Source organism: Faecalimonas nexilis, from assembly GCF_059731825.1.
In genome coordinates this window covers 1,910,975-1,929,561 of the sequence record NZ_AP029189.1, presented here as the reverse complement: position 1 = coordinate 1,929,561, position 18,587 = coordinate 1,910,975, and the positions used below count along the sequence as shown (strand labels likewise).

At 38.6% G+C, this 18,587-nt stretch carries 19 protein-coding genes and 1 tRNA gene; all 20 read left to right on the top strand.

Annotated features, from left to right (window positions below; translation table 11 throughout):
• The first annotated feature begins 8 nt into the window (after window positions 1-8).
• The 20 genes from infB to asnB all read left to right on the top strand — a co-directional run bounded on the left by infB (window position 9) and on the right by asnB (window position 18,587).
• Window positions 9-2,486, top strand: a complete 2,478-nt coding sequence (gene infB, locus AC6I5B_RS09745) for a translation initiation factor IF-2 (protein ID WP_022250062.1) — start codon at window positions 9-11, stop codon at window positions 2,484-2,486.
• 16 nt (window positions 2,487-2,502) lie between these two features.
• Window positions 2,503-2,874 (top strand): 30S ribosome-binding factor RbfA, encoded by a 372-nt coding sequence (gene rbfA, locus AC6I5B_RS09740; protein ID WP_022250063.1) that lies wholly within the window; start codon window positions 2,503-2,505, stop codon window positions 2,872-2,874.
• A 1-nt stretch (window position 2,875) separates the two neighbouring features.
• A complete protein-coding gene (locus AC6I5B_RS09735) occupies window positions 2,876-3,817 on the top strand; it encodes a DHH family phosphoesterase (RefSeq protein ID WP_118208449.1) in 942 nt (313 codons plus the stop codon).
• A gap of 13 nt (window positions 3,818-3,830) precedes the next feature.
• Window positions 3,831-4,742: a tRNA pseudouridine(55) synthase TruB gene (gene truB, locus AC6I5B_RS09730; protein ID WP_022250065.1), complete on the top strand. Its 912-nt coding sequence runs from the start codon at window positions 3,831-3,833 to the stop codon at window positions 4,740-4,742.
• Between the two features lie 17 nt (window positions 4,743-4,759).
• Entirely contained in the window at window positions 4,760-5,695 is a 936-nt protein-coding gene (locus tag AC6I5B_RS09725; protein ID WP_147611828.1) for a bifunctional riboflavin kinase/FAD synthetase, read from the top strand.
• A 134-nt stretch (window positions 5,696-5,829) separates the two neighbouring features.
• Window positions 5,830-6,096 (top strand): 30S ribosomal protein S15, encoded by a 267-nt coding sequence (gene rpsO, locus AC6I5B_RS09720; RefSeq protein WP_004612466.1) that lies wholly within the window; start codon window positions 5,830-5,832, stop codon window positions 6,094-6,096.
• Between the two features lie 160 nt (window positions 6,097-6,256).
• Complete coding sequence (locus AC6I5B_RS09715) at window positions 6,257-7,525, top strand: diaminopimelate decarboxylase (RefSeq protein ID WP_022250067.1); 1,269 nt, start codon at window positions 6,257-6,259, stop codon at window positions 7,523-7,525.
• Window positions 7,526-7,706: 181 nt separating this feature from the next.
• Window positions 7,707-7,789: transfer RNA gene (locus AC6I5B_RS09710), tRNA-Leu, on the top strand.
• A gap of 72 nt (window positions 7,790-7,861) precedes the next feature.
• Window positions 7,862-8,566 (top strand): LytR/AlgR family response regulator transcription factor, encoded by a 705-nt coding sequence (locus tag AC6I5B_RS09705; protein ID WP_270651167.1) that lies wholly within the window; start codon window positions 7,862-7,864, stop codon window positions 8,564-8,566.
• A gap of 4 nt (window positions 8,567-8,570) precedes the next feature.
• Window positions 8,571-9,818 (top strand): sensor histidine kinase, encoded by a 1,248-nt coding sequence (locus tag AC6I5B_RS09700; protein ID WP_270651168.1) that lies wholly within the window; start codon window positions 8,571-8,573, stop codon window positions 9,816-9,818.
• A 220-nt stretch (window positions 9,819-10,038) separates the two neighbouring features.
• Window positions 10,039-10,191 (top strand): cyclic lactone autoinducer peptide, encoded by a 153-nt coding sequence (locus AC6I5B_RS09695; protein ID WP_117787599.1) that lies wholly within the window; start codon window positions 10,039-10,041, stop codon window positions 10,189-10,191.
• A complete protein-coding gene (locus tag AC6I5B_RS09690) occupies window positions 10,188-10,754 on the top strand; it encodes an accessory gene regulator B family protein (protein ID WP_004612472.1) in 567 nt (188 codons plus the stop codon). Before AC6I5B_RS09695 ends, AC6I5B_RS09690 begins: the two co-directional genes overlap by 4 nt.
• Window positions 10,755-10,766: 12 nt before the next feature.
• Window positions 10,767-11,186 (top strand): DUF2712 domain-containing protein, encoded by a 420-nt coding sequence (locus AC6I5B_RS09685; protein WP_004612473.1) that lies wholly within the window; start codon window positions 10,767-10,769, stop codon window positions 11,184-11,186.
• A 237-nt stretch (window positions 11,187-11,423) separates the two neighbouring features.
• Entirely contained in the window at window positions 11,424-11,912 is a 489-nt protein-coding gene (locus AC6I5B_RS09680; RefSeq protein ID WP_159431675.1) for a DUF5027 family lipoprotein, read from the top strand.
• Between the two features lie 16 nt (window positions 11,913-11,928).
• A complete protein-coding gene (locus tag AC6I5B_RS09675) occupies window positions 11,929-12,792 on the top strand; it encodes an ABC transporter permease (protein ID WP_004612475.1) in 864 nt (287 codons plus the stop codon).
• 146 nt (window positions 12,793-12,938) lie between these two features.
• Window positions 12,939-13,610 carry a hypothetical protein gene (locus tag AC6I5B_RS09670; protein WP_497773290.1) on the top strand — a complete coding sequence of 224 codons (672 nt, stop codon included), beginning with the start codon at window positions 12,939-12,941 and terminating at the stop codon, window positions 13,608-13,610.
• A 2-nt stretch (window positions 13,611-13,612) separates the two neighbouring features.
• The gene (locus tag AC6I5B_RS09665) at window positions 13,613-14,260 is read left to right on the top strand and encodes an ABC transporter ATP-binding protein (RefSeq protein ID WP_004612477.1); all 648 of its coding nucleotides are present in this window, start codon (window positions 13,613-13,615) and stop codon (window positions 14,258-14,260) included.
• 19 nt (window positions 14,261-14,279) lie between these two features.
• A complete protein-coding gene (locus AC6I5B_RS09660) occupies window positions 14,280-14,897 on the top strand; it encodes a DUF5028 domain-containing protein (RefSeq protein ID WP_004612478.1) in 618 nt (205 codons plus the stop codon).
• A gap of 187 nt (window positions 14,898-15,084) precedes the next feature.
• Window positions 15,085-16,776 (top strand): AAA family ATPase, encoded by a 1,692-nt coding sequence (locus tag AC6I5B_RS09655; RefSeq protein WP_004612479.1) that lies wholly within the window; start codon window positions 15,085-15,087, stop codon window positions 16,774-16,776.
• Between the two features lie 95 nt (window positions 16,777-16,871).
• A complete protein-coding gene (asnB, locus tag AC6I5B_RS09650) occupies window positions 16,872-18,587 on the top strand; it encodes an asparagine synthase (glutamine-hydrolyzing) (RefSeq protein WP_497773289.1) in 1,716 nt (571 codons plus the stop codon).

Below are 18,587 nucleotides of genomic sequence, written 5' to 3'. Positions count from 1 at the left end.
TAGTTAGTATGACAAAAGTGCGAGTGCATGAATTAGCAAAAGAGCTAAATAAAACAAACAAAGAAGTACTTGATGTTCTGAGAGAAAAAAATATAGAGGTAACCAGCCATATGAGTTCATTGAGTGATGAGCAGATTGAGGCTGTAAAAAGCAGCTTTGGCGGTGGGGATACAAAAGAAGAACCGAAGAAAAAGCATATTGTGCAGGTGTTCAGGCCGCAGAATTCTCAAAATGGTTCCCGTCAAGGCAATCGTCCAACACAGAGACGAGATGGACAGAACAACAATCAAGGACAGAGAAACGGAAACAATCAGGGTCAGAGACAGAATGGTCAGAGACCAAATAATAACCAGGGTCAGAGAAACAACAACGCAGGTCAGGGACAAAGACAGAATAATAATGCACAGAGAGCAAATAATAATCAAAGACCGAACAACAATTATCAGGGTCAAAAACGCGATGACAACAGACGTGATGACAGAAGAGATGACCGCAGAGATGATAATAGAAGAAACGACAGAAGAAACGATAACAGAAAGAGCGCGCCTTCAATTCCGGCACCGGTAGTTCCTGAGCAGAAGCCACAGCGTCAGAAACAAAAAGATAATTTTAATAAGAAAAAAGATTATCGCAAAGATGACCATGAGGAAAGAGGACCAAAAGGGAAAAAGACAAAAAATGTGCCGTTGCAGCAAAAGCCGCAGCCAAAGGTAGAGGAAAAAGTGGAAGAAAAGATTAAGATGATCACGATCCCGGAAGTACTTACAATCAAAGAACTTGCAGATGCGATGAAGATTCAGCCGTCTGCAATTGTAAAAAAATTGTTTTTACAGGGAAAAATCGTGACAGTAAACCAAGAAATTGATTACGATACTGCAGAGGAAATCGCAATGGAATTTGAAGTGCTCTGCGAAAAAGAAGAAGTAGTAGATGTCATTGAAGAATTGTTAAAAGAAGATGAAGAAGACGAAAGCAAGATGAAAAAACGTCCGCCGGTTGTGTGTGTTATGGGGCATGTTGACCATGGTAAAACTTCCCTTCTGGATGCAATCCGTAATACAAATGTGATCGACCGTGAAGCAGGTGGTATCACACAGCATATTGGTGCATATGTGGCGACAGTAAACGGAGAGAAGATTACATTCTTAGATACACCTGGACATGAGGCGTTTACAGCAATGCGTATGCGTGGCGCTAATTCCACAGATATTGCGATTCTTGTTGTTGCGGCAGATGACGGCGTAATGCCTCAGACTGTAGAAGCAATCAACCATGCGAAAGCAGCTGGAATTGAAATCATTGTTGCAGTAAACAAGATTGATAAACCTAGTGCAAATATCGATCGTGTAAAACAGGAATTGACAGAGTATGAGCTGATTGCAGAGGACTGGGGTGGAAGCACAATCTTTGTACCGGTTTCTGCAAAGACAGGAGAAGGAATTGAAGACTTGATGGAGATGATCCTTCTGACAGCGGAAGTATTGGAATTAAAAGCAAATCCAAACCGCCGCGCAAGAGGTCTTGTGATCGAGGCAGAGCTTGATAAAGGAAAAGGTTCTGTGGCGACAGTACTGGTACAGAAAGGTACACTTCGTGTCGGAGATGCCATCGCAGCAGGTTCTGCTTACGGGAAAGTAAGAGCGATGATGGATGACAAAGGAAGAAGAGTAAAAGAGGCAGGTCCTTCTACTCCGGTAGAGATCCTTGGTCTGAATGATGTGCCGAATGCCGGAGAAGTATTTGTCGGATGCGGCAATGACAAAGAAGCAAGAAACTTTGCAGAGACATTCATTTCACAGGGAAGAATGAAACTGTTAGACGATACAAAATCAAAGATGTCCTTAGATGATCTGTTCAGCCAGATTCAGGCAGGAAATGTCAAAGAACTTGGTATTGTTGTAAAAGCAGATGTACAGGGTTCTGTGGAAGCAGTAAAACAGAGTCTTTTGAAATTGTCAAATGACGAGGTCGTTGTAAAGATCATCCACGGTGGTGTCGGTGCAATCAACGAGTCTGATGTCACACTTGCATCTGCATCCAACGCAATCATCATCGGATTCAATGTAAGACCGGATGCAACTGCGAAAGAGATTGCGGAGCGTGAAGGTGTGGATGTAAGATTATATCGTGTCATCTACAATGCGATTGAAGACGTGGAAGCTGCCATGAAAGGTATGTTAGATCCGGTGTTTGAGGAAAAAGTACTCGGTCATGCAGAGGTTCGTCAGACATTTAAGGCTTCAGGCGTAGGTACGATTGCTGGTGCATATGTGCTTGACGGTACATTTGAGAGAGGATGTTCTGCACGTATTATCCGTGATGGAGTTGTAATCTTTGATGGAGGTCTTGCTTCGTTAAAACGTTTTAAAGATGATGTAAAAGAAGTAAAAGCAGGTTATGAATGTGGATTTGTATTCGAGAAATTTAATGATGTAAAAGAAGGCGATCAGGTAGAGTCTTATAAAATGGTAGAGATACCAAGATAAGAAAAGAGGAAAAGAATTGAGAAAAAACAGTATTAAAAATACAAGAGTAAACGGAGAGGTGCAAAAAGAATTAAGCAACATTATCCGCGGGGGCATCAAAGACCCTCGTGTTGCACCAATGACCTCCGTTGTGGCGGTGGAAGTAGCGCCGGATTTGAAGACATGCAAAGCATATATCAGTGTGCTCGGTGATGAGAAAGCGCAGGAAGACACAATCAAAGGTCTTCAGAGCGCAGAAGGATATATCCGAAGAGAGCTGGCAAGGAAGCTGAATATGAGAAACACGCCGGAAATAAAATTTGTGATGGATCAGTCTATCGCATATGGTGTGGCAATGTCGAAAATGATTGATGATGTGACAAAGGATTTAAAAGAAGAGGAAGAATAAGATGTTAAAGGAAGTCTTGAAACATGTAAAAACAGTCGCCATTGGCGGTCATGTGCGTCCGGATGGTGATTGTGTCGGCTCCTGTCTTGGGTTGTACCAGTACATCAAAGAAAACTATGAAGAGATTCAGGCGGATGTCTATCTGGAAGACATACCAGATAGTTTTCATTTTATCAAGGCGGCGAAAGAGATTCGTCACGAGGTGCCGGACAAAAAAGAATATGATCTGTTTATTGTGCTTGACTGTGGTGATAAAGAACGTCTCGGATTTTCAAAGGCGCTTTTTGAACATGCAAAAGAGACGTTCTGCGTAGACCATCATATCAGTAATCTTGCGTTTGCAGATCAAAATTATATTTTCCCGGAAGCAAGTTCTACTTCGGAGCTTGTATACCGGCTTTTGGATTTAGAAAAGATCACAAAAGAGACGGCTGAATGTCTGTATCTTGGAATTGTGCATGATACAGGAGTGTTCCAGTATTCATGTACGGCGCCGGAGACGATGGAGGTGGCAGCGAACCTGATGCGGAAAGGGATCAATGCCTCTGAGATCATCGAAAAGACATTTTATGAAAAGACGTTTGCTCAGAACCAGATTTTGGGGAGGGCATTGTTTGAAAGTTTTCTGTTTATGGATGGAAAATGTATTGTATCCTATATTACACAGCGTATGATGGAATTTCATGGTGTCACACCGAAAGATTTAGAAGGAATTGTCAGCCAGCTTCGGGTTACGAAAGGTGTGGAAGTTGCCGTTCTTTTATATGAGACTGCTCCGCATGAGTACAAAGTGAGCCTGCGTGCATCTGGTGATGTGGATGTCAGCAGAATCGCACAGTATTTCGGTGGAGGAGGCCATAAAAAAGCAGCCGGTGTGACGATGAAAGGAACGGTACATGATGTGATCAACAATCTGTCCGGACAGATTCATTTACAACTATAAAAAGGAAGAAAATATGGTACACGGAGTCATTAATATACGTAAAGAAAAAGGATTTACATCACATGATGTAGTCGCAAAACTAAGGGGAATTATCGGACAGAAAAAAATCGGGCATACCGGTACATTGGATCCGGATGCGACGGGCGTTCTTCCGGTCTGCCTTGGAAAAGCGACAAAATTATGCGATATGCTGACGGATAAGGATAAGACATATGAGACAGTACTTTTACTTGGAAAGGCAACGGACACTCAGGATATATCCGGAACAGTGTTATCCGAAAAAGCGATGGATGGAATTGACAATGATGCCGTAGAAAGATGCATCGGGGAATTTGTAGGAGAATACTTACAGGTACCGCCGATGTATTCTGCGTTAAAAGTCAATGGGAAAAAATTATATGAACTGGCGAGAGCAGGAATTGAGGTTGAGAGAAAAGCTCGTCCGGTTATTATCTACGAGATTCGGATTAAAGAGATTTCGCTTCCGCGCGTGCGGATGGAAGTCTCCTGCTCTAAAGGAACCTATATCCGCACATTGTGCCATGATATCGGAGAGAAACTCGGCTGTGGTGGCTGCATGGAGGAACTCACCCGCACAAAAGTAAGCAGGTTTACTTTGGAGGACAGCTATACATTGGAGGAAGTCAGACAGAAAAAGGAAGCGGGATTACTTTCAGAGATATTAGTTCCAATTGATGAAATGTTTGGGCAGTACGAGGCGGTGACCCTTAAACGCCCTTATGAAGCGCTTGTGTGTAATGGGAATATGTTTTTTGAAAAGCATATCAATGAGTCAAAAGATCTGATTGACGGGGAATATGTGAGAGTTTACAGTAATTCCGGACAGTTCATTGCGATTTACGCATATCAGCAGAAACAAAAGATGTTTAAAATAGTCAAAATGTTTTTTGATAAAAATGAGTAACGATAAGAGGAAAAAACATGCAATATATCAAGGGAATGCAGTTCTATCAAAATGACAAAAAGACTGCAATTACATTGGGGAAATTTGATGGTCTTCACAGAGGACATGAGACATTGATCGAGCGGGTCATTGAGCATCAGAAAAATGACGGTGTAGACAGCGTTGTGTTTGCATTTGACATGGCACCCTTGTACGAAAAAATAAAAAAGAAAAAAGAAAGTCTGATTACGAACGAAGAACGCGCAGGACGCCTTTTTGGCAGGGTGGATTATCTGGTGGAATGCCCATTTGTCGAGGCAGTTTCGAAAATTGAGGCGGAGACTTTCATAAAAGAAATTTTGGTGAAACAATTTCATGCCGAGTATATTGTAGTTGGCACGGATTTTCACTTTGGATATCAGAAAAAAGGTGATTATCATATGTTGCAGCAGTATAGTGGGGAATACGGGTATGAGGTGGAAGTGATTGAAAAGAAGTGCTATGAAGATAGAGAAATAAGCAGTACTTACATTAAAGAAGAAGTGAAAAAAGGGAATATGAAACTGGTTACACAGCTTCTTGGATACCCGTATACCGTCACAGGAGAAGTACAATATGGTAAGCAGCTTGGGAGAAAGCTTGGATTTCCGACGATGAACATTGTTGCAGAAAAAGAGAAACTGCTTCCGCCTAACGGAGTCTATGTCAGTTCAATTCGCATTGATGGCATGCTTTATGGAGGAATCTCTAATATCGGCTGCAAACCGACAGTTTCAGAGAAAGAACAGATGGGAATTGAAACATTTGTATTTGACTATCACGGGGACGCTTATGGAAAGAAAATTGAGGTAGCGCTTTACGAGTATGTGAGACCGGAAAAAAAATTCGATTCTGTAGAGATGCTTCGCGAGCAGGTGGAACAGGATATCGCATATGGGCGTAAGCGGCTTCAAGGTTTCGACAGTAATTTTTAAAAATAAGTAGTTTACACTGGTGTAAAAGTATGATATACTCATCAAGTATGAAAAAACCGATGTTCGGTGACAGGATACTCCAACCGTCACTTAATGTCAGGTGTTAAATTAAAGAAAAACAGGAGGGTCATAGCATGATCGCAAAAGAAAAGAAACAAGCTATTATGGCAGAATATGCTAGAACAGAAGGCGACACAGGTTCACCGGAAGTTCAGATCGCTGTATTAACAGCAAGAATCAATGAGTTGACAGAACACTTCAAAGCTAATCCAAAGGATCATCATTCAAGAAGAGGTCTTCTTAAAATGGTAGGACAGAGAAGAGGTTTACTCGCTTACTTAAAGAAAACTGACATTGAAAGATACCGTACATTAATCGAGAGATTAGGATTAAGGAAATAGTTAAAAGTTTTATACAGACCACAACACAACAATGCAAAGGGGCAGGCGAATATCGTCTGTTCCTTTTTTTAGTTGCGAGTTGGGGGTATCCTTTTTCTTGACAAATAAAAAGAAAAAAGGTATAGTGATTCTAATTTGACGTATGAAGGGAGAGCCATTGATGAATAAAGTACCGTTTGTTACAAAAGAAAAATTAGATGAGATTGTAAAAGAATTTCCGACACCGTTTCACTTGTACGATGAAAAGGGAATTCGTGAAAATGTAAAAGCATTGAAAGAGGCTTTTGCATGGAATAAAGGTTATAAAGAATATTTTGCAGTAAAAGCAACTCCGAATCCATTTTTGATTAATATTTTAAGAGAATACGGCTGCGGCTGTGACTGCTCATCTTATACAGAATTGATGCTGTCTGAGGCGCTTGGAGCAGTAGGGAAAGATATCATGTTCTCTTCCAATGCAACTCCGGCGGAAGAATTTGTCTATGCAGACAAACTGGGGGCAATTATCAATTTAGATGACTTCACACATATTGAATTTTTGGAGAATGCAATCGGGCATATTCCGGAGACGATTAGCTGCCGTTATAATCCGGGAGGATTGTTTAAAATCAGCAATGACATTATGGATAATCCTGGGGATGCCAAGTATGGAATGACAACGGAGCAGTTGTTTGAGGCATTTAAGATTTTGAAAGCAAAAGGGGCAAAAGAATTCGGAATTCACGCATTTTTGGCGAGCAATACGGTTACGAATGAATATTACCCGATGCTTGCGAAGATTTTGTTTGAAGTGGCAGTGAAATTACAAAAAGAGACAGGAGCGCACATTAAATTTATCAACCTGTCAGGCGGAATCGGAATTCCGTATCGACCGGATCAAGAGCCGAATGATATCAGAGCGATCGGAGAAGGAGTCAGAAAAGTGTACGAGGAAGTACTTGTTCCTGCCGGAATGGGAGACGTGGCAATCTACACAGAGCTTGGGCGCTACATGATGGGACCTTACGGCTGCCTTGTGACAAAAGCAGTTCATGAGAAGCACACGTATAAAGAATATATCGGATGTGACGCATGTGCGGTAAACCTGATGCGACCTGCAATGTATGGAGCATACCACCACATCACAGTGATGGGAAAAGAAGATGCACCTTGTGACCATAAATATGATATTACCGGATCACTTTGCGAAAACAACGATAAATTTGCAGTAGACCGTATGTTGCCAAAGATTGATATCGGAGATCTGCTAGTCATTCATGACACAGGAGCACATGGATTTGCAATGGGATATAACTATAATGGAAAATTGAAATCAGCAGAGATTTTATTACAGGAAGATGGTACTCCGAAGCTGATTCGAAGAGCCGAAACACCGGCAGATTACTTTGCGACATTCGACTGCTTTGAGATTGGTCAGAAATTGAAATAAGGGAAATGTCAGCTGCTGTTCACCGCTGTGTGCGGAGATGCTCATTTGGGTGAACAGTAGCAATTGTTAAAAAAATTGAAAAAATTTCAAAAAAGACTTGCATTTCATAGTGGCATATGGTAATATACATTGTGTTGAGACAACAACTTAATAAAAAGAAGTAAAAATGCTTCTTGGGTAAGCAGGTGTGGCGGAATGGCAGACGCACAAGACTCAAAATCTTGCGGGGGCAACCTCGTGTGGGTTCAAGTCCCACCACCTGCATTTGATGTAAACTCTTTAGAAAATTCTAAAGAGTTTTTTTGCAAATTTGGGTGTATATACTTGAGGTGGGAAATGTATCAGATTGGAATATGTGATGATGGAAAAAATACATGTGCTTTTATAGAAGATGTTGTTTTGAAGTATGGGAAAAAGAGAAATGTAAAGATGGATATCCATGTCTGGAATTCCGGGGAAGAACTTTGTGCTTATTTAGAAACGGGAAAACAGTTGGATATTCTGTATTTGGATATCGAATTGTTTGAAGTGAGTGGAATTGATGCGGGGATATTTATCCGAAAGCAGATGGAAAACCATACGATGCAGATTATCTATATATCGGGGAAACAGTCGTATGCACAGCAGTTGTTTAAGGTGCAGCCGATGGATTTCATTGTAAAGCCGATTGAGGAAGAAAAGATTGAAGAGACGCTTGCATTGGCACTAAAGATTGTCGGGCGAAACACAAAGCGCTTTGAATTCCAATTGGGTAAAGAGTATTATTATGTGCCTTATGGAGATATTCTTTGCTTTGTGAGTGATGGACGAAAAGTTAGATTGCTCACTACAAGTGGCGAAAAGGAATTTTACGGAAAGCTGAAAAATATTATCAAGGAATTGCCGGAAGATTTTCTTGTAATTCATAAATCGTATGTGGTAAATAAGCAGCGTATCGCACGGTATACATATGAAACTGTGGAATTGGACAATGGGAGAGTACTGACGATCAGTCAGGCGCAGCGAAAACAGGTCAGAGAAAAATTGTTAAAGGAATTATAAAAATATGATGGATATCATTGTGTGTGCGGGGTCGAATTTATTTCGAATGTATGTGACGTATCGATTTATCCGCATCTTTTTGGAAGAGACAAAGTTAAGCAGGGTGAAAGAAGTTGCATGCTATTTGCTCTTTTGGATTGTGAATACGGCATTGTATTTATTGTTTCAACGTGTTTGGATAAATATTATGTGCAATCTAGTGGGCATTGCTTTGCTAGTAAGAATGTATACAAAAGTATGGAAAGAGAATATTTTTGTGACAGTTTCAATTTATGTGGTTGGTATGATGTGCGACGCTTTTGTTACATTTCTTTTCATACCATATAAAGACGGAAATATGTATAATCAAGTGTATGGGGCAATCGGAATATTATTGATGTTTGTTTGTGAGTTGATTGCAGGAAGAATTGTATCCGGACAAAAAAACAGGACAAGAACTTATCATTTATCTTTGATTTGTATATCATTATGCAGTATTTTATTGGTAACGATATTGATTTATACAAAAAGCAGCACTTATAGAGGGATTACTATTATATGCTTGGGATTGTTCTTGATTAATTTTTTGATGTTTTATTTTTACAGCCTGTTTTTGAAATTGTCAGAAGAAAAGCATGAGGCAGAGCTATTGGAATATCAGATGATGGCATATCGGAATCAGATAAATGTAATGTTGGAGAGTGTAGAAAAAATGAAGATGTTTCGGCATGATATGAAACATCATTTGGCGGAACTGAGATTTATGGCAGAGAGAAAGGATTTTTCGGAATTTCGGAGATATCTGAATGCTATGGAAGAATTTTTTGAGAAGCCGAGTGAGATTGTATCGTCCGGAAATATGGAAGTAGATAGTGTTCTGAACTATATGCTTCAGAAGGCAAAGAAAATGCAGTTGAATACAACTGTAAAAGTTGCAATACCGGAAGATATGAAACATTCCTTTGATTTGAATATCATCATTGGAAATTTGTTGCAAAATGCGATAGATGCAGCAGTGGAGACCGAAGAAAAATTCTTGGGTGTTGAGTTTTCTTTGAAAAATGGAATTCTTGTTTTGAAGATAGAAAATAGTTTTTTGTCAGAGAGAATAAGACAAGATAAATACGGCGATTTTCTTACAACAAAAAAAGATTCGGAGTCCCACGGTATCGGGTTAAAAAGTGTAAAACGAATGGTAGAAAAATATCATGGAGATATGAGTATAAAAGTACAGGATGCACATTTTTGTGTAAAATTGATGTTGTACATATAATAAGATGGATAAGACATGGACTTTTTGAGGTCTGTGTCTTTTGTTTTACGGAAAACTATACTCATCCGAGCATCCCGTAACACATGCCTTCGGCGTGCGGACTTCATCCGACAAAGTATGAGTTATGACAAAAATCTATATGAATTATGACATGTTTCGGCACAGAGAGATTTTATGTGATATGATGCACTTAGAAAAACAGAGAAGGGAGGAGATAGCAATGCAGAAGAAAAAAAGAGCTTCGGAGAAAGTAAAAAAAGCAGTTGTCAAATTATCAAGAAAAGTTGCAGAAATGGAAGCAAATACAACATGTACGTTCACTTTTTATCAACCGAAAGAAGTTGAAAGTGTTAAGAAGTTGCGGAAGTTTTGAGTTTGACAACATATCTGACAGATTATTTAGCAGATGGTAAAAATATACCTGATAGTGAGCGTGAGGTTATAAGATATGGGGTAGAAGGTATTTTAAATAATCTGTTGGGGATTTTCATCACAGTAACTGTTGGTATCTTTTGTGATTGTGTATTTGAAAGTTGCGTGTTTTGGATTTCCTTTTGGACACTGCGAAAGCATGCAGGTGGATTTCATGCGAAGACAAAATTTCGATGTCTGATGATGTCCGTAGTATTGTTGTTTGTTGCTTTCGAATTCCTATTGAAAGCAGGATGGATAATAGGTGTATATACGTGGATTATGGTAATCGGAAGTGGGTGTATCTTTTGCCTTGCACCTGTAGGAACACATAATAAGCAGTTGGATGAAGAGGAGGTTCGTGTATATCGGAAAAGAACCAGAATGATTCTTAGTATACAATTGATATTGTATTTTCTGTCTTTGATTTTGGGTGGAGAGCAATTATGTAGGATATTGGCGGTAAATGTGTTGGTGGTTAGTTTTTCATTGATGTTAGGTGTGATTCTGAAAAGAAGAAATTAGGAGGAATATGTTATGAAGAAAAAAGTATTGGCAGTATTGATGGTTATAGGTATTGGTTGTGCAGGTATCTCGGCTCAAGCGGCTGGGAACGTTTCGGATACAGCATTGCCGACAAAGAAAATAGAATTTGCTTATTCTAAAGCGGCACAGACACCGTTACGGACAAAAGAAGATAAAACTTCTCATTATATTAAAAATAACTCGGGGTTCGATTTATGGGTGCGCTCTCTTAGTTCATCAAATGTGAATTGTACACTTAGAGATCATGCAATTGTAAAAGGTGGTGAATGGTTTATATACAATAAAGTTAAAGAAAATGGTTATTCCAGTTGTAAACTTGATATTACGACCGCAAGAGCGGGTGTGTCAGGGACATTAAGAGGATTATGGAGTCCGGACAGTGTTGGAAACTATCCTGTGGCAAATCCATAGTATGAATGAAAAACAATAAGAAGGGAAAGTCAGAAGAAACACTGACCTTCTTAATAATATAAGAGAGTTGGAGGTTGAGTATAAGGGATGTTCCATAGAAATTATAGTTTTATTTTTTGTATTGCCTTAATTTTAATATCAATTACAGGATGTTCAAAAATATCAAAAGGGAAAGGTAAAACAATTGAACAAAAATATTATGTAAATCAAGAACGGGAATTCCAACTGGGGGACATCGTGGAGAAGAAGGAGCCTCTTCAGGGAAATGAAGAGAATATTTCGATAAGATATACAGTAAATCAGGCGACTTTGTATAATAATCCGACAGAAGCGAGTGTGCGGAAAGAAGAGATTATGCCAATTATTGAATATCCCAAAAGTGGAGTTTTGGTGTCGGTAGATGAGGCGATGAATAGTCCTATGTTGATTTTGGATGTGATGGTGACGAATGTAAATTCTGAAGATTGCAATATATCTATTTTTCAATTAGTTGAAAAAGGAAAAGACAATGAAGTTATATGGATTGGAAGTCCGTGTTATTATTCGGAAGGTAAAGATGTGGAAAGTCCTGAATATTATCATTTTCCGTTGCTTCCGGCACAGAGTGTAAACATGAAAATTGGTTGGTATATTAATCCGGATGATTGTGATCTGGGGAAAATATATTTGACAGATAATTTAAATGGAGGAGAAGAATATACTTCTTATGTGAATTTGAAATTGTAAAGTAGGGAGTGAGAATATGTGTTCAGTATTGAAATTAGAGCTTAAGAAAGCTTTCAAAAATAAATTTTTTTGGATATCTGTTGTTTTAGGGTGTCTTATTACCTTGTTGAGTTTTGAACATATGGTAAATATGTATTATGAGGGAATGTCTGCTATATCTGGTAATTCAACGGATATCATATACGATCCTCATATAGGGATTAATACGGTGTTCAATTGCTGGATAGGAGGCGAACCATTTTCGCTAGGAAGTTCTATTTATTTCTTTGTATTTCCGTTGTTGATAGCATTGCCTTATGGCTGGTCATATAGTGAAGAAAGGAAATGCGGATATCGAAGAATGATGATCACAAAGACAGGAAAGAAAAAATATTATTGTGCAAAATATGTAGCAGTATTTTTATCGGGGGGAGTTGCAATGGTTCTTCCGCTGATTTTTAATTTTTGGATGACTTTACTGGTTGTTCCAGCTATTTTGCCTGATGTGACTATGAATATGTTTTATGGTGTGTTTGGAGGCTCTTTTTTAGCTGAATTATATTATACAGTACCTTTTTTGTATGTGGCAATATATTTGTTTATAGACTTTGTATACTGTGGTTTTTTGGTTTGTATTTGTATGGCAGTATCTGGAATTGTGCGACAAAAGTGGGGAGTCGTACTTATCCCGTTTTTGTTGTTGCTATTTGTACATGTGATTACAGATTATATTTATAGTGATCCATCTGTTGCATATAAGGAGCTTTCGCCATTATATTTTTTGCGAGGTGTAGAAGTTAGGTATTCTTTTTCAGGAAGTATTATTCTTTTGTTTGCGATTGGATTATTGGTGATTTCTCTAATTGGTATTATAAAGGAGTATCGGAATGAAATTTATTAAAGTATTGTGGTTTGACTTGAAAAACGGATATTTTAAAGGAGTATCATGTTATATTTTTCCGTTATTTATTGCAATTATTGGTTTTTTTTGAGTTGCATAGAAGAATTGCGATATGGGGAACAGAAGTGGCATTAGGAGACTATTGGATGTATTTGTATGGCGGAATGAAAGAATATATACCGACTACAGGTAATCCGTTTCAATTTCCAACTATGTGGATTGCTGTTTTTTTGTTTAGTTCGTTTGCTGTTCTAAATTATCCGATGAAAGATTTACAAAACATGGGAACACAGATTTTGGTACATGTTCAAGGACGAACAAAATGGTGGATATCAAAATGTTTGTGGAATGTTTTATCTACCGTTTTGTATCATGGAATTATTTTATTGGTATTAGTGATTCTATGTATTTGTTTTCAAGAACCACTCTCGTTTGAAGCACATGCAGACAGTATTGCAACGATGTTTGGCTTGTGGGTATCAGAGTTTCGAGGGGGTGGAGTGATTCCAATCGCTGTGATTCTAACACCAGTGATATTGTCGATTGCAATTAATTTATTGCAGATGGTATTATTGCTTTTTACAAAACCTGTGTTCAGTTTTTTGGTAATATGTATTATGATGCTGTCTTCAGCTTATTTCTTATCCGATATAATGATAGGGAATTTCGCAATGCCAATTCGGTATGAATGGGCAATAGAAAATGGCGTTAGTTATCAAAAAGGATTACTGTTTTCGTTTGGAATTTTATTTATTGCATTCATATGTGGAATTATGAAATTTCGTAGATATGATATTTTGAATAAGGAGGAAGGCTAAAAATGAGAATGGAAGTGATAGAAGTATCAAAGGTAATTCGTAAACATACGGTGTTAGATCGAGTAAGCTGCTCTATGCACTCAGGGAAAATTTATGGAATACAGGGCATTAACGGATCAGGGAAGACAATGTTGATGAGAGTGCTGATTGGATTAATTCATCCATCATCAGGAAAGGTATTGATAGATGGAAAAGAATTGGGAAAAGAGTTGGAATTTCCTAAAAGCATAGGGTTTTTGTTAGAAAATCCGACATTTTTAGATCGATATTCAGGATATCAAAATTTAAAGATGCTAGCATCTGTAAAGAAAATAATATCTGACGAAGAAATAAATAAAGTTCTGTGTTTGGTTGGTTTGGATGAAGAGGCGGCAAAAAAGAAATACCGAAAATATTCATTAGGAATGAAACAACGTTTGGGAATTGCAGCAGCACTTATGGAAAAACCAGATATAGTGATATTGGATGAACCGACGAATGCCCTGGATACTTCTGGTGTGGAATTAGTAAAAGAAATTGTTCGAGGGGAGAAAAAAAGAGGTGCATTAGTTATCATTTCCTGCCATGATCTTGCGGTTTTGGAGGAATTGTCAGATGAGATTATTAAATTGGAAAGCGGAAAAGTAATTGAACACATAGGTAGGGCTTAAATAAGGATGTGAATAATAGATGATAAGTAAGAAAAAAATAGTGATAGGTATAATGATATGTCTTTTGATAGGCTCGGGAATTCGGATTTATGCTTTGAATAAGAAGGCTGAGAGACAGAAAAAAGAATATTTTCAAGTAAATGAGACAGTGGAGTTTGGTCGAGATTTTAACAATAGTTCGGATAGTATTATTGACGGCTATACTGTAAAAGTGTTAGGTGCTGAGCTTTTCTCAATGAAAGAATTTTATAAGAACTATAATCTTGTTTCAGAAGATGAAGAATTGGCGGAAGACACAGCTGTAAAATATTATTATGTAGTGAAAGCGTTATTTTCAAACGAAGATAATGAAGATGTGGAAAAAGTGGGAGTTAACTTGAGTGCCATGACATTGGTAGGGACTGATTATAGTGCTGTGGTTAATCAAATGTCGTATGAATTAATCAATCCGGATATGCCGAAAGGTTTGGGTTTTTCTCTTTTGCAAGGCACTTCTAGGGAAGTTCTTATACCTTATGCAATTATTCCTGATAATATAGCAGCAAATGAAAAGAAGGCATATGAAACATTGAAGGAAAATCCACCAATGTTTCAAATAACTTCTTATCCGGTTAAAAAATTAATTGAGACAAAATGAGGACAAAAGTGCCTTTTCTGATATAATTATAATGTTACTAGAAGCAATTGAGAACTCTCCCATTCATGTGCTATATGAATAGATATGAATGCGGGAGTTTTGTAAATATAAAAATGTTTTATGGTATAGGCGCATCTGTTGAAATCTGTTATAATAAATCCAAAGTGACGACAAGGAGGTTCGTATTATGTCAAGAAGGGTATCGATCGGATATCAGGAATTTGCAGACATTATATCAAACGACCTATTCTATGTAGATAAGACATTATTTATAAAGGAATGGTGGGAGAGAAGAGATTATGTCACATTGATTACTCGGCCAAGGCGTTTTGGGAAGACGTTGACAATGAGTATGATAGAGAATTTTTTTTCTATAACACATAAGAAGAACGCGGGTTTATTTCACCATTTGAATATATGGAAAGAGGAGTCCTATCAAAAACTGCAGGGGACATATCCGGTGATCAGCATTACTTTTGCAAATGTGAAAGAACGCACTTTTCAAATGGCAAAGCAAAGGATTAATCAGATTTTGACGGATTTATATAATAAACACATTTTTTTGCTGGGTGGAGATTTATTAACGGAAGAAGAAAAGATATTTTTCAAAAGTGTTACCATGAATATGGATGAAACAATTGCCACATTGGCTATTCATAAGATGTCGGATTTCCTTAGCAGATATTATGAAAAGAAAGTGATTATCTTGTTGGATGAATATGATACTCCTATGCAGGAAGCTTATGTAAATGGATATTGGGATGAGTTATCATCATTTTTGCGAAGTTTATTGAATGCAGCATTTAAAACAAATCCATATTTGGAGCGTGCAATTATGACTGGGATAACACGTGTCAGTAAAGAACCTATTTTTTCAGACTTGAATAATTTAGAGGTTGTCACTACTATCTCAGAAAAATATGCAGACGCGTTTGGGTTTACGGAAGAAGAGGTTTTTGCTGCATTGGAAGAGTACAATTTATCTGATAAGAGCAGTGAGGTAAAACGCTGGTATGATGGATTTACATTTGGACATAAGAAAGATATTTATAATCCGTGGTCTATTCTTCATTATCTTGACAAACAAAAAGTAGGGACATACTGGGCGAATACAAGCAGCAACAGTTTAATCGGAAAAATAATTCGTGAGGGTTCCTGCCAAGTGAAAGAGTCTTTTGAAGAATTACTTGCCGGGAGAAATATTATCACGCAGATTGATGAACAAATTGTGTATAATCGACTGGATTTAGATGAAAATGCAATTTGGAGTCTTTTTTTGGCAAGTGGGTATCTTAAGATTGTAAACGAAGTGAAGTGCGATGCATCGAGCAATGAGTGGAAGGAATTGTATGAGTTATCAATAACAAACTTTGAGGTTATGGTTATGTTCCGAAATATCGTGCGTGATTGGTTTGCTTTGACGGCATCTAACTATAATGCATTTATCAGAGCGTTTTTGCAGGATGACTTGAAAGCGATGAACGCATATATGAATAAAACAGCGCTGGCAACGTTTAGCTTTTTTGACAGTGGGAGCAGACCATCCGGGGAAGAACCGGAACGATTTTATCATGGGTTCGTCTTGGGACTGATGGTGGAACTTGAAAATCGATATATGATCACTTCAAACCGAGAAAGCGGTTTTGGACGCTACGATGTAATGTTGGAGCCGAGAAATAAGATAGATGATGCGATGATATTGGAATTTAAAGTGCAGGACAGTGACGAAAAATCTTTAGAAGATACAGTCAAAGCAGCGTTGAAACAAATTGATGAGAAGCAATATGCGGTATCATTAATTGAAAAAGGAGTGCCGGAAAGCCATATTAGAAAGTATGGATTTGCTTTTTGCGGCAAACGGGTTCTGATAGGAAAATAGAATTCTGTCACCGAAAAGCTCTTATGTTCATATACTATATTGATAGATATGAGCATAAGAGTTTTTTGTGTCGTAAAACAGCAGGAGGATATAGGATGAGTGGGATTTCTGGGTGGTATGATTCATATGAAAAAAGATTTGTCGGAGAGCAGTCTGTGACAAGAACCTTTGGTGAAAAAAGATATACAGTTGTATACAGCGGAGAACTTTATAATTGTGGAGAACTAAGGCGAGAGTTGGAAAAGAGGGGGCAGCGTTTTGAGACGACAAGTGAGATGGAAGTTGTTCTGAATGGATTGTTTACATACGGAACGGATTTCGTAAAACAAATGAATGGGGTATTTGCGTTTGCCTTTTATGATGAAAAACTGGGAGTGTTGCATCTGTTTCGGGATCGCATTGGAGTGAAACCTTTATTTTATACAAGGCAGGGAGATACGATTTTTTTTGCATCAGAGATAGAGACGCTATTAGCCAATTCGGGCGTGAAACCGGTACTGGATCGGAAGGGATTAAATGAAGTATTCAGTATCGGACCGGCAAAGACATATGGCTGCGGTGTATTTAAAGGGATTGATGAGGTACTTCCGGGACACCTGTTAAGCTATATGGGGGCAGAAATGAAAAATTCCTGCTATTGGAAGTTGGAAAGCAAGGTACACGAGGACAACTATGAGCAGACTGTTGAGAAAACAGCGTTTCTGTTGGAGAATGCAGTGAAGAATCAGATGATTTCAGGTGTGCCCGTTTGCACCTTTCTGTCGGGAGGGTTGGATAGCAGCCTTGTATCCGCAATCTGTGCGAGGGAGTTGAGAAAAGAGGGAAAGAGACTGCACACGTTTTCGTTTGACTTTGTGGGGAATGACAAGAATTTTCAAGCGAATATGTTTCAACCATCACAGGACAGACCCTATGTGGAAAAAATGGTAACTTTTCTGGATTCGGAACATCACTACTTAGAATGTGACTCTCGCACACAGGCGGACTATCTTTATGCATCAATTGATGCGAAAGGATTGCCGGCAATGGCAGATGTAGATTCTTCGCTTCTTTATTTTTGCTCTCAGGTGGCAAAGGAATATAAAGTGGCGCTGACCGGTGAATGCGCGGACGAGATCTTTGGAGGATATCCGTGGTTTCATAAAAAAGAATGTCTGGAAGCGCATACGTTTCCGTGGACGATGGATTTAGCGCCGAGAAAAGCAATGCTTTCCGATGAATTTTTGGAAGCGCTAAAAATGGATGCGTATGTGCAGGAGACTTATGCCAAATCAGTGGCTGAAACACCAAGGCTTGCAGGAGAGTCAGCTTTGGAAACGCGAAGAAGAGAAATTTCCTATCTGAATCAGAAATGGTTTATGCAGACACTCTTAGACAGAATGGGCGGAACGAGTGCGCGTTATGGTTTGTCAGCGAGAGTGCCGTTTGCGGATTATCGGATTGTGGAGTACTTGTGGAACGTACCATGGGAGATGAAGGCAAAGGGAGGCGTTGTAAAGGGACTGCTTCGGGAGGCAGGAAGAGGATTGCTTCCGGATGACATTTTATTCCGAAAGAAATCTCCTTATCCAAAGACGTATGATAAAGCATATGAAGCGATCCTGGTGCAGAAAATGCGTGCAATTATGGCAGAGACCGACTCGCCAATCCGTCAATTTTTGGATACAAAAAAGGTAGAAAGATTCCTTTCCAGTCCATCTGATTATGGAAAACCGTGGTATGGTCAGTTGATGGCGGCGCCGCAGATGATTGCCTACCTCATTCAGGTGAATTACTGGCTTGAAAAATATCATATAAAAATAGAACTTTAA

Excerpts from the sequence above, each read along its gene's own strand:
- AC6I5B_RS09660 (WP_004612478.1), top strand. The coding sequence starts at position 14,280 with ATGATAAGTAAGAAAAAAATAGTGATAGGTATAATGATATGTCTTTTG.
- AC6I5B_RS09670 (WP_497773290.1), top strand. The coding sequence starts at position 12,939 with ATGTATTTGTATGGCGGAATGAAAGAATATATACCGACTACAGGTAAT.
- asnB (WP_497773289.1), top strand. The coding sequence starts at position 16,872 with ATGAGTGGGATTTCTGGGTGGTATGATTCATATGAAAAAAGATTTGTC.
- AC6I5B_RS09675 (WP_004612475.1), top strand. The coding sequence starts at position 11,929 with ATGTGTTCAGTATTGAAATTAGAGCTTAAGAAAGCTTTCAAAAATAAA.
- AC6I5B_RS09735 (WP_118208449.1), top strand. The coding sequence starts at position 2,876 with ATGTTAAAGGAAGTCTTGAAACATGTAAAAACAGTCGCCATTGGCGGT.
- AC6I5B_RS09705 (WP_270651167.1), top strand. The coding sequence starts at position 7,862 with ATGTATCAGATTGGAATATGTGATGATGGAAAAAATACATGTGCTTTT.
- AC6I5B_RS09700 (WP_270651168.1), top strand. The coding sequence starts at position 8,571 with ATGATGGATATCATTGTGTGTGCGGGGTCGAATTTATTTCGAATGTAT.
- AC6I5B_RS09665 (WP_004612477.1), top strand. The coding sequence starts at position 13,613 with ATGAGAATGGAAGTGATAGAAGTATCAAAGGTAATTCGTAAACATACG.
- truB (WP_022250065.1), top strand. The coding sequence starts at position 3,831 with ATGGTACACGGAGTCATTAATATACGTAAAGAAAAAGGATTTACATCA.
- AC6I5B_RS09655 (WP_004612479.1), top strand. The coding sequence starts at position 15,085 with ATGTCAAGAAGGGTATCGATCGGATATCAGGAATTTGCAGACATTATA.
- AC6I5B_RS09695 (WP_117787599.1), top strand. The coding sequence starts at position 10,039 with ATGCAGAAGAAAAAAAGAGCTTCGGAGAAAGTAAAAAAAGCAGTTGTC.
- rpsO (WP_004612466.1), top strand. The coding sequence starts at position 5,830 with ATGATCGCAAAAGAAAAGAAACAAGCTATTATGGCAGAATATGCTAGA.
- AC6I5B_RS09685 (WP_004612473.1), top strand. The coding sequence starts at position 10,767 with ATGAAGAAAAAAGTATTGGCAGTATTGATGGTTATAGGTATTGGTTGT.
- AC6I5B_RS09715 (WP_022250067.1), top strand. The coding sequence starts at position 6,257 with ATGAATAAAGTACCGTTTGTTACAAAAGAAAAATTAGATGAGATTGTA.
- infB (WP_022250062.1), top strand. The coding sequence starts at position 9 with ATGACAAAAGTGCGAGTGCATGAATTAGCAAAAGAGCTAAATAAAACA.
- AC6I5B_RS09725 (WP_147611828.1), top strand. The coding sequence starts at position 4,760 with ATGCAATATATCAAGGGAATGCAGTTCTATCAAAATGACAAAAAGACT.